The organism is Paenibacillus profundus, assembly GCF_021369635.1.
Lineage (GTDB): Bacteria > Bacillota > Bacilli > Paenibacillales > Paenibacillaceae > Paenibacillus_B > Paenibacillus_B profundus.
This window is the reverse complement of sequence record NZ_JAJNBZ010000010.1, coordinates 93,885-108,278: the sequence shown is the minus strand read 5'-3', so window position 1 is coordinate 108,278 and position 14,394 is coordinate 93,885. Positions and strand designations below refer to the sequence as shown.

The following is a 14,394-nucleotide window of genomic DNA, read 5'->3' as shown; positions in this document are numbered from 1 at the left end:
TGCTCGTAATCCGCAACGTGTGTTTGGTGTTCCTTATAACCCGAATTCTTACCCGCTAATGCGATGGAATTGACTGTTCACCAAGCCGTGGTAAAATCCTCTCTGCGCCATCAGAGAATCGTGCGATCCTTGCTCGATAATGGTGCCCTCTTCCAGCACGAGAATGAGATCGGCTTGCCGAATCGTATTCAGCCTGTGTGCGATGACGATATTCGTTCGCCCCTTCATCAGCCGGTACAGCGCCTCTTGGATTTTCAGCTCCGTGATCGTATCGATGCTGCTCGTCGCCTCATCCAATATTAAGATAGCCGGGTCGGCCAGCAGCGCGCGGGCGATGGATAACAGCTGCTTCTGCCCTTGGCTGATGCCGCTGCCGTCCTGCTCCAGCACCGTGTCGTACTGCTGCGGCATCTTCATAATGAAGGAATGGGCATTCGCCAGCTTGGCTGCCCGCTCCACCTCGGCGTTGGTCGCATCGAGCTTCCCGTAGCGGATGTTGTCGCGAATCGTGCCTTGGAACAGGTAGGAATCCTGCAGCACGAACCCCATATGCAAGCGCAGATTGTTCCGCTTCACTTCCTTGATGTCAACGCCGTCGACACATATATGTCCGCCGTCCGAATCATAAAAGCGGGAGAGCAGCTGCACAATCGTCGTCTTTCCCGCTCCCGTCGGACCGACCAAGGCGACTGTTTCACCAGGAGACGCATGGAACGAAATGTCTGTGACCGTCTGCCCGCCCTTGTCGTAGGCAAAGGACACGTCTGTGAACTCGATTTCGCCGCGCACTTCCGCAAGCTCGACCGCCCGCTGCTCATCCTTGCTCTCCTCATCCTCTTCGAGCACTTCGAATACGCGCTCCGCTCCGGCGATTGCGGATAGAAACGTATTGAACTGGTTCGCCAAATCATTGAGCGGGCGCGTAAACTGCCGCGCATATTCGGAAAACGTGACGATGACCCCTATAGTAATCATGCCTTGAACGGCAAGCACGCCGCCCGCTCCGGCGATGATCGCAAAGCTCAAGTTGTTCAGCACATTCATCAGCTTCGGAATGAAGCCCGAGTACGTCTGCGCCCAGTAGCCGGACATCTTCAGCTTCTCGCTCTTCTCGACGAACTGCGAGATGACTCTTTGCTCCTGCGAGAACGTCTTGACGATTTTTTGACCAGAGAACGTTTCTTCGATAAATCCGTTCAAATCCCCCAAATTGCGCTGCTGTTCCTTGAAATATTTCCCCGTCCGCTTCGTAATCCACTTCATGCCAAGAAACATGAGCGGGACGATGATTAACGTAATCAAGGTCAGAAGCGGGCTGAGCCACAACATGAGTGTAATCATGCCGATGAACGTCAATATGCTGGATGACAATTGAATGAACGAGCTGTTCAGCGTCTGGCTCACATTGTCGATATCATTGGTGAGGCGGCTCATGAGCTCGCCATGCTGCCGCTTAGCAAAGTACGATACCGGAAGCCGATGCAGCTTACGGAACAGCTCCGTCCGCATGCTGTACACTGCTTTCTGGGCGATCCCTATCATCCAGTAGTTCTGCAGCCAGAGCGATGCGAAGTTCAGCACATACACGCCCGCTATGAGCACGATAAGCAGGATGAGTCCCTGACTGTCGCTCGCCACGATGAACTGATCGACGGCTATCCCCACGAAAAAAGGTCCGAGCAGCCCCATAATGGTGCTTGTCAGTACCATGATGAAGATGAGCGTTAATAGCCCTTTATAGTCCGCTAAGTAGGACCAGATTTTTTTCAGCGTGCCCGCCCAATCTTTCGGTCTTGATTTGGACTTGCCTCCCGGTGCGGCATTGTTCTTGCCGATCGCTCCATGAGTTTCCCTTGCGCCAGGTTGAACAGGCTTATGTGACGGTATTGGCATGGGTTGCAACCTCCTCTCCGAACTGGGATTGAACGATGCGTCGGTACATCTCCGAATGCTGTGAGAGGGATGCATGATCGCCCTGTGCCAGCAGCTTGCCATCCTCCAGCAGAAGAATGGTGTCGGCCTGCAGCGCCGTGCTGATTTTTTGCGTAATAATCAAGGTTGTACACGGATACTCTTGGAGCGATGCGAGCAATCTTGCTTCCGTATTGACGTCCAAGGCGCTCGTGCTGTCATCCAAGAGCAGAATCGCCGGCTTCCGGATGAGCGCCCGCGCGATAGACAAGCGCTGCTTCTGACCGCCGGACAGATTGACGCCCTTCTGTCCCAACACCGTGTCATATTGCTGCGGGAGCCTCATAATCGTGTCATGGATCTGGGCGTTGCGGGTGGCGGCAATTACTTCTTCCGTCGTGGCGCCTTCTTTGCCCCATTTTATATTATCCATGACCGTTCCCGAGAACAGGAGCGCTTCCTGCGGCACGAATCCGATGCCGCGACGAAGCGTATCAAGCTTCATCGTCCGGATATCCATATCATCGATCCGCACGCTTCCTCCGCTCACGTCATATAGGCGGGGAATGAGCTGGAACAACGAGGTCTTCCCCGAACCGGTTGCGCCGAGGATGGCGACCGTCTCTCCCGGATGTGCAGTGAATGTAACGGACTGCAGGACAGGCACCGTCGTTCCCGGATAGCGAAACGACACGTCCTCAAACGCTATCTTCCCGTTCCGGATGGACAGGGATGCATTCGCATCGTCGGCATCGGTTATATCCGCATCGGTGCCAAGCACCTCCGCTACCCGCTGCCCCGACGCCTTCGCACGGGAAATGACCATCAATATCATCGACACCATGGACATGGCTCCCGTCATCCGTGCCGCATAATTAACGATAGCGACGACATCGCCGACGTTCACTCCGCCTGCATTCACTTCCAAATGGCCGAACCAGAGGATGCCGAGCACACTAAGGTTCATGATGAGCAGCAGCAGCGGAATCGTCAGCTCGACGAGGCGCAGAGCGGCTACGGTCTTGGCCATCAACTCCTCATTGGACTTCGCAAACCGTTTGTTTTCATGGCGGTGCCGCACGAATGCTTTGATCAATCTCATGCCAAGCAGATTCTCACGCAGCACGCTGTTCGCCTCGTCCAATTTTTCCTGGACGGAACGGAACAACACGAATCCCTTGCTCATAATCCAAATGAGGAGCACAAGCAGAAGCGGCATGACCACCGCCAATATCAGGCCCAGCTTCACGTTAACGGCCAGCGCCATGATTAGACCGCCGATAACGAGCAGTGGAGCCCGCATCATGATGCGCAAGCTCATGAATACGACGTTCTGCATTTGCGTCACGTCGCTCGTTACGCGGGTAATCAAGGTAGCGGTCGAGAATCGATCGAAGCTGGCGAAAGAAAACGATTGGATTTTTTCGAATAGATGTTTTCGGATGTCGAAACCAAAGTTCTGACTGACGCGGGCAGCATAAAACGAATTGATGATGCCGCAGATGAATCCGATCAAGGCCAACGCGACCATGAATCCTCCCCAGCGAAGCACGACGGAAAGATCTTGCTGCATAATGCCTTCATTAATAATTTTGGCAGCGATTAAAGGATGCCACAGCTCTACAGTGAGCTCGATAAGCATTAGGAAAAGCGCGATGCCCATCGGCCTTCGGTACGGAATGAGAAACGATAACACCTTGCGCATGAATCAGCCTCCAACGATTATGATATAGTTCCATTATTTTACAATTTTAATGGGAGCATTTGTATTCTATTATACAATATCCGGCCTCGGGCAGACTGAATATTTCAAAATTCACGTAATCTAGTCGTAACATAGGGAAGCCGCAAGGAGTCGGCGCGTTCTCGTCATGCACTCCTGCTGCTAATGCGTATTGCTTGAGTCCCGTCTCACGTCTTCGGTTCAGTAAATGCAATAATACACGCTCTAACTGCATTTGTACATTTACTTGACCCATTCCCATTGTTCGAAAATTGTTGTGCTGGACTGCAAAAGTGAAGTTTATTTTTTTATAATAATATAAATAATGGCAGTTTCAATATTTTCAACTGCACAATTGCATTCAGCCCATTTCTATCCTACCCTGCCACCTTCCGAAAACACTGCCGCCTCTGCCAACTGAGCTGCACATACTCCTCCGCCAAACCTGCGTTCAGCGTCCAAACGCCTGAGTAACTGCTGCTTCCACCAGCCTTCAGCATCCAAGCGTCTGAGCACCTGCTGCTTCCACCAGCATTTAGTATCCAAGCGCCTGAGTACCTACTGCTTTCACTAACTTGAGTACTTGCGCCCGCCCTATCCGTTCAATCATACTTCAGAACATAAAAAAAGTGCCGGTATAGAAGGAAACCGACAGGTAGCTTCCTTCCACCGACACGAATGGGTTGGGGGCAAGTTCGTCCTCGAGGGAACTGTTATGCCATCGACATGCAATTGTAATCCGATAACGAACTCACCCCAGGATGGGTCGTATGAGTAATAGGGTTAAACATGACACAAAAATTAACTGTGGTAGAACATGAGATAAGTAACCGCCAGTCATGGCATCGCCTGTCTTGAATCCTATTGTAGTCTCTGTTGGTGCAACCAGCCATTTAACTTACTTACAATCAGCTTACATTGTTGTAAGAGTGGTAACATCCTGTTCATTGTCTGTTACCCTTTTACCGCTCCCGCCGCCATTCCTTTCATCACCTGTTCCTGAAACAGGATATAGATGACGATCGTAGGCAGCGCCGCCATGCCCAATGCCGCCATCGTCAGCTTATAGTCCGTTGAGTAGCCGGTGGCGAATACGGATAGACTGAGTGGCAGCGTCTTCAGCGCCGGACTGTTGATGAACACGAGTGCAAAGGCAAAGTCGTTCCAGAAGCGCAAAAAGCCGAGGATGGCCACCGTCGCCAACGCCGGCAGAGAGACCGGAAGCATGATGCGGGTGAAAATGCCGGTGTAGCCACAGCCGTCGACGAGCGCCGCTTCCTCCATTTCCTTCGGAATATTGGCCAAGTAAGCCGCCACGATAAAGATAGCGATAGGAAGCTCAAATGCTGTATACGGCAATATAAGAGCAGCATACGTGTTCAATATCCCCATCTGATTCATCATCATAAACAGCGGCACGAGCGTGCTGTGAATCGGAATGAGCATGCCAAGCACGAACAACAGATGAATGAAGGCCCTGCCGCGAAACGTGAAGCGCGCCAAAATATAAGCCGCCAACGCCCCCAGCAGCAAAGTGAGCGCTAACGACAGTGTCGTGACGATGAATGAATTCAGCATGGACAGTCCCATCCCCGATACTTCCCAAGCACGGGCGAAGTTCGACCATTGCCAGGATTGCGGCAGTCCGAACGGATGCGCGTAAAATTCCTCATTCGTCTTAAACGCGCTCAAATAGAGCCAAATGAGCGGATACAACGTAACTACAGCATACACGGCCAATCCGCAAGAAACACAGAAGCGTGTGATGTGCTCCTTCCATCGTCTGACTGACATCTGATATGGCCCCCGAGCCCGCACGGCCGCTGCTGCTGAGGATGATTTCATACCGATTCCCTCCTTTCAAATTACGTGTTCAAAAAGGTCCCTTTTCAGCACCAAGGAGTGCAAGTCATCGCAAGAAAACTATATCGGAAGCATTGCTCTCATTGCTCTCATCTCTGCTCCTTCTTCATCAGCCATTGCGATCCAGCGACCATCAGCAAGCTGATAATAACGATAAGGGTGGATACAGCACTGCCATATCCGAAGCGATAGACGGTAAAGGTGCTGTTGTACATATACGAGGCAAGCAGCTCTGTCGCATGAGCGGGACCGCCATTCGTCATGACATAAATCAGATCGAACGCCTTCAAGCTCCCCGAGATGCACAGAACGATCGTGACCTTGAGCGTATCCCAGATGAGCGGCAGCGTAATGAAGCCCAGCTTCCGCAAGCCTGTCGCGCCGTCCAGATGTGCCGCATCGTCCATTTCAGACGGGATGCTGTGCAGCGCAGCCAAAAACATAATTAAATACGGGCCGATATAATTCCACACGATCGGAATCGCAATCATCCACATGGCGATGCCAGGTTCGGATAGCCATGCGCGCCGCCACTCTTCGAGACCGACAGCACTGAGCGCCGCATTCAGCAGCCCTGTCTGCGGATGATAGATGTTGCTCCAAATAATCCCGATTACGACCGATGAGAGCACCATTGGCATAAAAACAGCAGACCGGACGAAGCGCTGAAACCATGTGCCGCGCTTTAAGAGCAGTGCTAGCAAGAGCGCGATCGGCACCTGACCGAAGACAGAGGCAACGACAACGATCATATTGTTGCGGAGCGACAGCCAGAAGACCGAATCCTTAAGCGCTTCAACGAAGTTATCCAAGCCGATGAAACGGGCAGCCCCGATTCCTTTCCAATCAAAAAATCCGTAATAAGCCGACCAAAAGATCGGAATGATGACAAAAATGGTGTACAAGACGAGCGCGGGGGTCAATCCTGCCGTAATAAACGACCGTTTATTGGTCCAAGCGCGCATAGGGGCTCCTCCTTCCTCTGTACGAAAGACGCTCTTTCTAGCTAACCCGGTTAAGAAAATCACTATCGAATTGTTCACGTCCATACAATGGCGCGTTCAGGCTGAGGTGCTCCGCTTCATCCACCCCTTTGGTTCATTCTCCCCCTCCTTCAGGAGGCGGCACGAACAAGGATGACTCTAGCTATCTGTCATGATGAGCGACCGCTGCATGGCATGGTATATACAATTGGCAGATATCTTATCCCCATCGTCATCCTTCCTGACGGTATGGAGAATGGACATCAGGACCTTTTGCAGAGTAGTCCGACAACCTATTCTCGTTGGGCGCTCCCATTCTGAATAAAGGGGAGAAGAACCTAATAGGAAGTTTGCCAAAAAGCCCTTTTGCTCACTAGCCCCACTACTCAGAAAATGCGAACCCCATCGAATCGCCGTTTGGCTAAACTTAATCACCCTTAACTAAAGGGATTAGACCCTTCTTCCCGTTTTCAGAATCCGCTCTCCCCCGCAATATTGCACCTTTTTTCACAACTTAATTACTCCTTGTTGCGCACTCGTCATTCATTGCGCAATCTGAATCATTGGGAGAGTGAACAAAAGGGGGAATTAGAACAGGATTGAGAGACTGCGAATGCTAGCGTTGAGATGCGTATTTGAAGAGGGAAACCGCATCATTCAGGCCACCACCAATTGACTAGGCGACTTCGTGGCCCAGAACACTTATAGTTTCTTATCTGTTATGGCAACGGGCGCGCCCCGCCAACATGCTAGCTGGCAGGGCGCCGTCCCCATTTCCAACCTCGTTCAAGTTCAGCGCCTCCCGGCTTACTTGCCAAGCGCTTTCGCCTGCGCCTCCTGAATCTTCTGCGCCACGCCCTCGGGCTTGCCGCCCATCAGCAGCTCCTGCAGCCCGTTGTTGACCGCATCCGTTCCGGCGCTCGTTAAGACAGCGTCGTATACCGGCGTGCGCTTCACTTCATTGACGAGTCGGTTTACCTTGGCAAAGAGCGGCGATACTTTGCTCTCATCCAGCTCCAGCTTGAAGCTGACCAACTGATTCGCTTCCAGTGTCCGCTTCTGCGCCTCTGGTCCAGACATGGCGTAAATCAAGTCGTAAGCCGCTTCCTTGCGCTTGCCTTCTACCTTTTTGCTCAATCCAAGACCGACGCCGACGACACCGGACAATGTCTTCGGGTCACCCTTCCCGCCTGGGACGGACGGGAGAACGGTCGCGCCCATTTGCTGCAACGCCTCCGGCGTCGCATTCGCGGACAGGTTGGTCAAGGCCCAGCCGCCGTCAATCATCATCGCCGCTTGACCCTGGGCGAACATCATTTCCATCTGCGTGTTGTCTATGCTGTTCGCTCCATCTTGGAATGCGCCAGCCTCCTGTAAACCTTGGAACAACTCCAGCGCTTTGACGAATTCCGAATCCGTAAATTGGGCCCCGTCCTGATTTGCCGCCTTCAGAAACCATTCCGTTCCGGTCACTCGGTCGGCGAGCGAGCTAATAATGCTTGATTGCGCCAGCCATGCCGCCTTGTTGCCAAGTGCAATCGGCGTCACTTTATTCTCCTTCAGCGTCGCGACCGCCTGCATCAAATCGTCCCACGTCGCAGGAACTTGAAGACCGTGCTTATCCAATAACGCCTGATTGTAATAAAGAATGGAGGTTGGCGAAAGTCCCATCGGCGCGCTGTATGTGGCCCCGTCAAGTGTAAAATCGTCAAACGCTCCTGGGAGGAAGCCACTTTTCCAATCCGGCTTGCTGTCGAGCAGCTCATTGATCGGCTGAATCAAGCCGCCGCCGTGAAATTCTTTCGTCATCGTGCCCGGCCACATAAGGAATACGTCAGGCATTTCATTGGCTGCCGCTACCGTCTTCAAGCGCGTTTTATAGCCATCCGGCGGTATCGCCTGAATGTCTAAGGCGACATGCGGATGGTTCTGCTTAAATTGTTCGATAATGTCACGCATCGCCTGGGCGCGCAGATCGTCTCCCGTAAAGTTATGCCATAAAGACAGCTTTACGGACTCACCGCTGTCCTTCCCGCCGCCTTGGTTAGCGGACGAATTCGACTCCGAGCCGCCCGCTGCTCCATCCTTGCCTGACGTCGTTGTGCCCGTTCCGCCTGCACATGCGGTAAAAATGGAAACGACAAGCAGGAACACGAGCACAGAAATCCACCGTTTGCGCATCATAACCCTCCTGACCATTCTGTTCATGTTCACCGGACCTATTCTGCTGTCGTCAGCGCGGGTATCTCGTCATCGCGTTCCGGTGTATACCCAGTATAAGTAAGCGCTTTAATTATGCGTTAGGGAAAAAATCAAGCCGCAACGGGGAATCTTTTCAGCTCTGGCAGGTTGTTCTGGCGGCTCCCTTTTGATTGCGCACTATTGTCAACATTTGTCCCGGTATTCGGATGGAGTGCAGCCGATATGCTTCTTAAACAGCTGTGAAAAGTATTTTAAATCCTCATAACCGACCAACTGAGCCACGGCCGACACTTTAGCGGAGCCGTCTTGAAAATAGCGGCAAGCCTGAGCCATACGGGCTTGGGTCACATATTCAATATAATTGATGCCCGTTTCTTGCTTGAACCTGTCGCTCAAATGGTTCGGATGCACCCCGACGACTCGAGCCACATGCTGCAGCGTCAGACTGCCGTCCGCCTTCTCGCGAATGTAATTCATGGCGCGGGTAACCACTGATGCGGAGGAGTCCGCAATGACATCGCGAAAATATTGCATCGCTTCCTGCAGCGCAATGAACAGCGCACGCTCCCATTGCTCCGGCGCGGCCGTACGCGGCGAGGCTAGATCAGGCGCGGGCCGGCCAACAGCCGCGCAATCGGCTCCGGCGCTTGAAGCCGGCTCGGACGCAAGCCCGAAGGCGCGGGCCTGCGCATGTCGAGATGCGCTCCATGACGCGCATGCCACCCCGCCATCCTGAGCGCAGCATCCGCTATCCGCCGGCTGCAATCCGCCAGCCTGTGCCGGCGCGGACACTTCAGCGCACCGTTCCAGCCAACGCCGCGCCGCGATGAGCAGCGATTGGCCGTAAGACTGAATCGAGGCCGGAGTCGCTTCCGGTTCGTCAATAAGTCGCTGGACCTGTTCGTGCACGAAACGGCGCAGCTCCTCGGGCTCGCCTGATTTCAAACAGCGAATGAGTTCTGCTTCATCCTGCGCAGTACAAATGGAAGGCCGCCCTGCCCGTGAAGCTGCCTCCTGCCAAGTCAGCATTCTTTTGTTGCCTTTGAACCAATGGTACGCATAAGCCTCCTTCGCGGTGCGGCACGAATCGCGCACCTCTACCGGCGCTGTCACCAAGCGGCCGATTCCGGCAAACAGCCGGCATTTCAGCTTGCGCTCGATTAGCGCAAGCTCATAATCCCACGAGTCCGAGCTTATGGCCGTCCCTTCTGTCAGACGCAGCACAAGCAAGCGGGACTCCTCACGCAGCGCAAGCCCCGCCACCATTTCTGTCAGCATATTGCCGACCGCAAACAGCAGCAGCTTCTCCTGCGCTTCGCCCCAGCCTTCCGCCTGAATGCATGCCACGTCAAAGACGACTTTCCGTGTCGACGAGTGCGTCCTGTCTGCCAACAGCAGCGTATCCACCAGCATGCGGCACTCCGCCTCGCTCAGCGGCTCATGCAGCAGCTTATGCAGCAGCTGTTCGCGGTAGGTAGCTTCTATCTTCGACATGCTCTTGCTGCGTTCCAGCTTCTCCACTATCCGCTCCTTGGCGCGAATCGCCGCTCTCATAATGTCGTCAGGTCGACTCGTCTTCAGCAAATAGTCGCACACTCCTTCCCGCAGCGCCCGCTGTGCATAGCGGAAATCATCATAGCCTGTCAGCACAATCATCTCCGTGTCCGGACTCACCTCGCGAATGTAAGCGGCAAGCGTCAACCCGTCGGCGCCGGTCATGCGGATATCGGTCAGCACAAGATGCGGCTTATCCGCTGATATCGCCTCCATCGCCTCTTCCGCCGATGCACACGGAGGCAGCACCTCAAATCCTAAATCATGCCAAGTTATCACTTGAGCAAGTCCAGTGCGAATAATGACTTCGTCATCCACAATTAACAATTTCATCAATAAGACCCCTTTCCTTGCTCGTATGTGCAGCCTGGCGACGGAATCGCAAACGTAACGGTCGTTCCTTCTCCTGCGATACTTTCGATGTGCAAGGACGCGCCCTCGCCATAATGAAGCTGCAATCTGCGCTGGACATTGAATAGGCCGTAACCGCTGCCGGCGCTTGCATCACCGCTTGGCGGCCGACGTTCTCCCGTCCGCAGCTGCCGCCTGAGGCTCTCCGCCGCATCTGGACTCATACCAGCGCCATTATCCCGAACAATAAATTGAATTCCCCCCTCATCTGCCATCAACATTTCCAAATAGAGAAATCCGTTATTTCCATGCGCTCCCGGTTTCAGAACCCCATGCAATAAAGCGTTTTCAATTAACGGTTGCAGCAGCAGCTTGAGCATTGGCGCCTCTTCCAGCTCAACCGGCAGCACGATCTGGAACTGAAACCGTTCCGGATAGCGCATCGCTTGAATATGCATATAATTTTTCACATGCTCCACCTCTTGGCCAATCGTGCAATATTCAAGCCCCCGGTTCAGGCTGAAGCGCAAAAAGTCACCCAGCGCCCCTACCATCTCGGCTATTTTCCCGTTTCCATCCATCCATGCGAGCCACTGCACGGAAGAGAGCGTGTTATATAGAAAATGCGGATGAATTTGTGCCTGCAGCGCTTGCAGATCCGCTTCCATTTTTTGCGCTTCATTCCGTTTCACCTGCTCGGTCAATTCGCGGATATTATCGCTTAGCCGATTATAGCTGCGCACGACAAAGCCAATTTCGTCTTGCGAAGTGAGCGGCAGCGGCCGGAACGGGGAATCCGGCTGCACCGATCCGATCGAACGGGCCAGCCGGACAAGCGGCTTCGTAACCCGTCTGACGAAATAAGCAACTGCTGCCACGATCACAAGCAGGGCAACGCCCACCGTCACGGCAGTCAATTGAAGCACATAGCGGTTCTGTTCGCTGAACGTCTGGTACGGGATCATCGCGTACACATCCCATGGGGCGAGCGGAACCTTCATGGTCACGACCACATGGCGGCCGCTCCCTTCCCCGACATCGAAAAACTGCGCTTCGTTGCCCGTAATCGCGCCGCCAAGCGACGCAAGCTGCGGTTGCCAGGCGGCAGCCGTCGCATCATCGGCTCCAGAAGCGACGATGTTCCCCTCGTTATCTGCAAGAATGAGGCTTCCTCCGCCTTCCACGACAGCATTGCCCAGCCGGGCGGTCAGCGCATCCCCGTCGATGCCGATGGACAGCATGCCAAGCGATTCAAACGTATTCATATTGCGAATTGGCCGGACAAGCGACACCGTGCGTTTGCGCCCCAGACTCGTATCGATCGGAATCGGAGGGGACCACCAGGTCGGATGCTCCTCCCAATAATCAGGCGAGGCCGGAACTTGCTGGAACAGCGAGGAGGTCAAAATCGTCGTGTTGGACAGCTCTGGATTTCCGTTGAGCGGAATGATGCGGATGTCGGCAATGTAGTCTTTGGAAAAAGCCAAATTCGTCAAAAATCCGATCATGCGCAAATAGTCGTTGGCGCTGGCCCGCTCCTTCTTCGCCAAATAGGTCTGAACATCATGCTGTCCGATTAAGAAGACAGACATATTCTCGACGTCCTGGGCAATCATCTCGAGAATGGCGCTAATCTGTCTCAACGTGTTCAAGCTCGCCTGCTTCGTCTTCTCCTCGGTAATCGACCATGCGGTGCGGTAAGAGACGTAGCCGAGCAGCATGACCGGCAAAATGATGCAGGCCAGCAGCAAAATCAACAATTTTCGGTGCAGCGAACGTGCGATCCAATTCACAATTAGCCCTCCTTCCTATTTCTTCCTCTGTCACGATCATTATGCAGCATTAATTTTTGTTAGGTCAACAAACTTTTAGTTTGATCGCTGGCAAAATTATGATACGATGAGGTGGAGAGCGATGGAGCATGAAATTATGAAATGGCTCCCATCCGCAGCTCCACTTCAATTTGAGGGAGGATGCAATGGAATCCATACAAGAAGAACTTCCCTTTCTACAGGCAGTTGTCAAAGGGATAGCCGCCCAGTTCGGCGATCAGTGCGAGGTTGTGCTCCATGATTTGACGCTGCCGTATGATCGTACGATCGTTGCGATTGAAAACGGTCACATTACGGGCCGCCATGTCGGTGATCCTGGCACGAATCTTGGCCTAGAGCTGTTGCGCGGCACACAGCAAGACGGCAATAAAATCAACTATATTACGCAGACGAAGGATGGCCGCTTGCTCCGCTCCACTTCATTGTATATGCGCAATCGCGAAGGGCAGATTATCGGGTCGCTATGCATTAATTACGATATTACCGACCTGACGATGGCGGAGAAAGCGCTGAAGTCACTCACCATGGCCGGATTACAGCCGGAAGTGAAGGAATCGTTCGTGACCAATGTGAACGATTTATTGGATACTCTCATTCAAGAAGCTCAGGCGCAGATCGATAAACCGGTTGCATTGATGACGAAGGAGGACAAGATGAAGCTGCTCGTTCTTTTGGACGACAAAGGGGCCTTCCTCATCAAAAAAGCCGGGGAGAAAATTTGCACGTACTTGGGCATATCGAAATATACGTTATATAGCTACTTGGAAGAAGCCAAGCAATCTACCTAACGGAGCGTGAAACTCATGACGAAGGAACTGCAAATCGGACAAATGGAGAACGTTGCTGCTCTATCGAATCTATCCGTTCAGCATCCGCAGCTAGCAATAGCCGAGACTCCTTTTCTGCTCATCGATTTGGAACGAACAGAGCGCAATATATCCGCAATGGCTCAAGCGGCAGCCCAGAATGGAGTGCAGCTGCGTCCCCATCTGAAGACACATAAGATGCCGCGCATTGCGCAAATGCAATTGCATCATGGCGCCTCCGGCATTACGGCAGCGAAGGTGTCAGAAGCGGAGATCATGGTGGAGCATGGAATTCTCGATATTTTCATTGCCTATCCGCTCGTTACCCCTTCCAAAGTACGCCGGGCGATCGCTTTAACTTCACGAGCCCGCATTATTGTCGGGGTCGACAGCATCGCCGGCGCCGGCATACTGGAAGAGATCGCGCAGGAGTGCGATGTTGTGCTTGAGGTGCGGCTGGAAATCGACACTGGCTTGAAGCGCTCGGGCGCGCGTGCAGCCGACATTATGCCGATAGCTCAATTCATCGCGCACTGCCCGCACCTGCAGCTTGGCGGCATCTTCACCTTCCGCGGAGCGCTGCTGAACGGAGAAGGTACGCTCGATGTGCAGAGCGCGGGGCGCGATGAAGGCTTGACCATGGTCCGGATCGCAGACATGCTGCGTGAAGCCGGTCATGACATCCGGGATGTCAGCGTCGGTTCGACTCCAACAGGCACTTATGCGGCTGCCGTTCCTGGCGTGACGGAAATCCGTCCGGGCACATACGTGTTTCAAGACCGCATGCAAGTCGAATTCGGCGGATGCATGCTCGATGACTGCGCCGGTTGCGTAGCCGTTACCGTCGTCAGCTGCCCGCAAGACGACATCATTATCGTCGATGGCGGCAGCAAAGCATTCGCTACCGACGTACAGCCGAACACGCCCCCACTTCTTTTGCAAGGCTTCGGTCATATTATGGAAGCTCCCGAAGCCGTGTTGGAGCGATTATCCGAGGAGCATGGCACGATTCGTATTACGGCCGGTCATTCCTTCAAGGTCGGCGATCGCTTACATATTATTCCTAATCACATTTGCAGCACTCTTAATTTATATAACAAGGCATGGCTTGTTCAATCGGACTGTGCGGTCCACGTTCCGATCGAAGCACGCGGACACAGCTGGTAAAC

9 protein-coding genes are annotated in these 14,394 nt (G+C 53.4%); 2 read left to right on the top strand and 7 right to left on the bottom strand.

Features of this window, described 5'->3' with window-relative positions:
• Window positions 1-48 precede the first annotated feature (48 nt).
• From LQV63_RS14355 to LQV63_RS14325, 7 genes are all read right to left on the bottom strand, one after another.
• Complete coding sequence (locus tag LQV63_RS14355; RefSeq protein ID WP_233697236.1) at window positions 49-1,893, bottom strand: ABC transporter ATP-binding protein; 1,845 nt, start codon at window positions 1,891-1,893, stop codon at window positions 49-51.
• Window positions 1,874-3,616: an ABC transporter ATP-binding protein gene (locus LQV63_RS14350; RefSeq protein ID WP_233697235.1), complete on the bottom strand. Its 1,743-nt coding sequence runs from the start codon at window positions 3,614-3,616 to the stop codon at window positions 1,874-1,876. The genes LQV63_RS14355 and LQV63_RS14350 overlap by 20 nt, the downstream gene beginning before the upstream one ends.
• Before the next feature lie 972 nt (window positions 3,617-4,588).
• A complete protein-coding gene (locus tag LQV63_RS14345; RefSeq protein ID WP_407672922.1) occupies window positions 4,589-5,479 on the bottom strand; it encodes a carbohydrate ABC transporter permease in 891 nt (296 codons plus the stop codon).
• A 107-nt stretch (window positions 5,480-5,586) separates the two neighbouring features.
• A complete protein-coding gene (locus tag LQV63_RS14340) occupies window positions 5,587-6,462 on the bottom strand; it encodes a carbohydrate ABC transporter permease (protein WP_019424061.1) in 876 nt (291 codons plus the stop codon).
• Between the two features lie 825 nt (window positions 6,463-7,287).
• Complete coding sequence (locus LQV63_RS14335) at window positions 7,288-8,661, bottom strand: extracellular solute-binding protein (protein ID WP_233697267.1); 1,374 nt, start codon at window positions 8,659-8,661, stop codon at window positions 7,288-7,290.
• Between the two features lie 204 nt (window positions 8,662-8,865).
• Window positions 8,866-10,569, bottom strand: coding sequence for a response regulator transcription factor (locus tag LQV63_RS14330; RefSeq protein ID WP_233697234.1), 1,704 nt, complete (start codon window positions 10,567-10,569; stop codon window positions 8,866-8,868).
• On the bottom strand, window positions 10,569-12,380 hold the full coding sequence (locus tag LQV63_RS14325; RefSeq protein ID WP_233697233.1) for a cache domain-containing sensor histidine kinase: 1,812 nt from the start codon (window positions 12,378-12,380) through the stop codon (window positions 10,569-10,571). Before LQV63_RS14325 ends, LQV63_RS14330 begins: the two co-directional genes overlap by 1 nt.
• Before the next feature lie 185 nt (window positions 12,381-12,565).
• On the opposite strand from LQV63_RS14325, the gene LQV63_RS14320 reads away from it, so the two are divergent.
• Together LQV63_RS14320 and LQV63_RS14315 are read left to right on the top strand one after the other, a co-directional pair.
• Complete coding sequence (locus LQV63_RS14320; protein ID WP_019424065.1) at window positions 12,566-13,207, top strand: helix-turn-helix transcriptional regulator; 642 nt, start codon at window positions 12,566-12,568, stop codon at window positions 13,205-13,207.
• Between the two features lie 15 nt (window positions 13,208-13,222).
• Window positions 13,223-14,392, top strand: a complete 1,170-nt coding sequence (locus tag LQV63_RS14315) for an alanine racemase (protein ID WP_233697232.1) — start codon at window positions 13,223-13,225, stop codon at window positions 14,390-14,392.
• The last annotated feature ends 2 nt before the right edge of the window (window positions 14,393-14,394 follow it).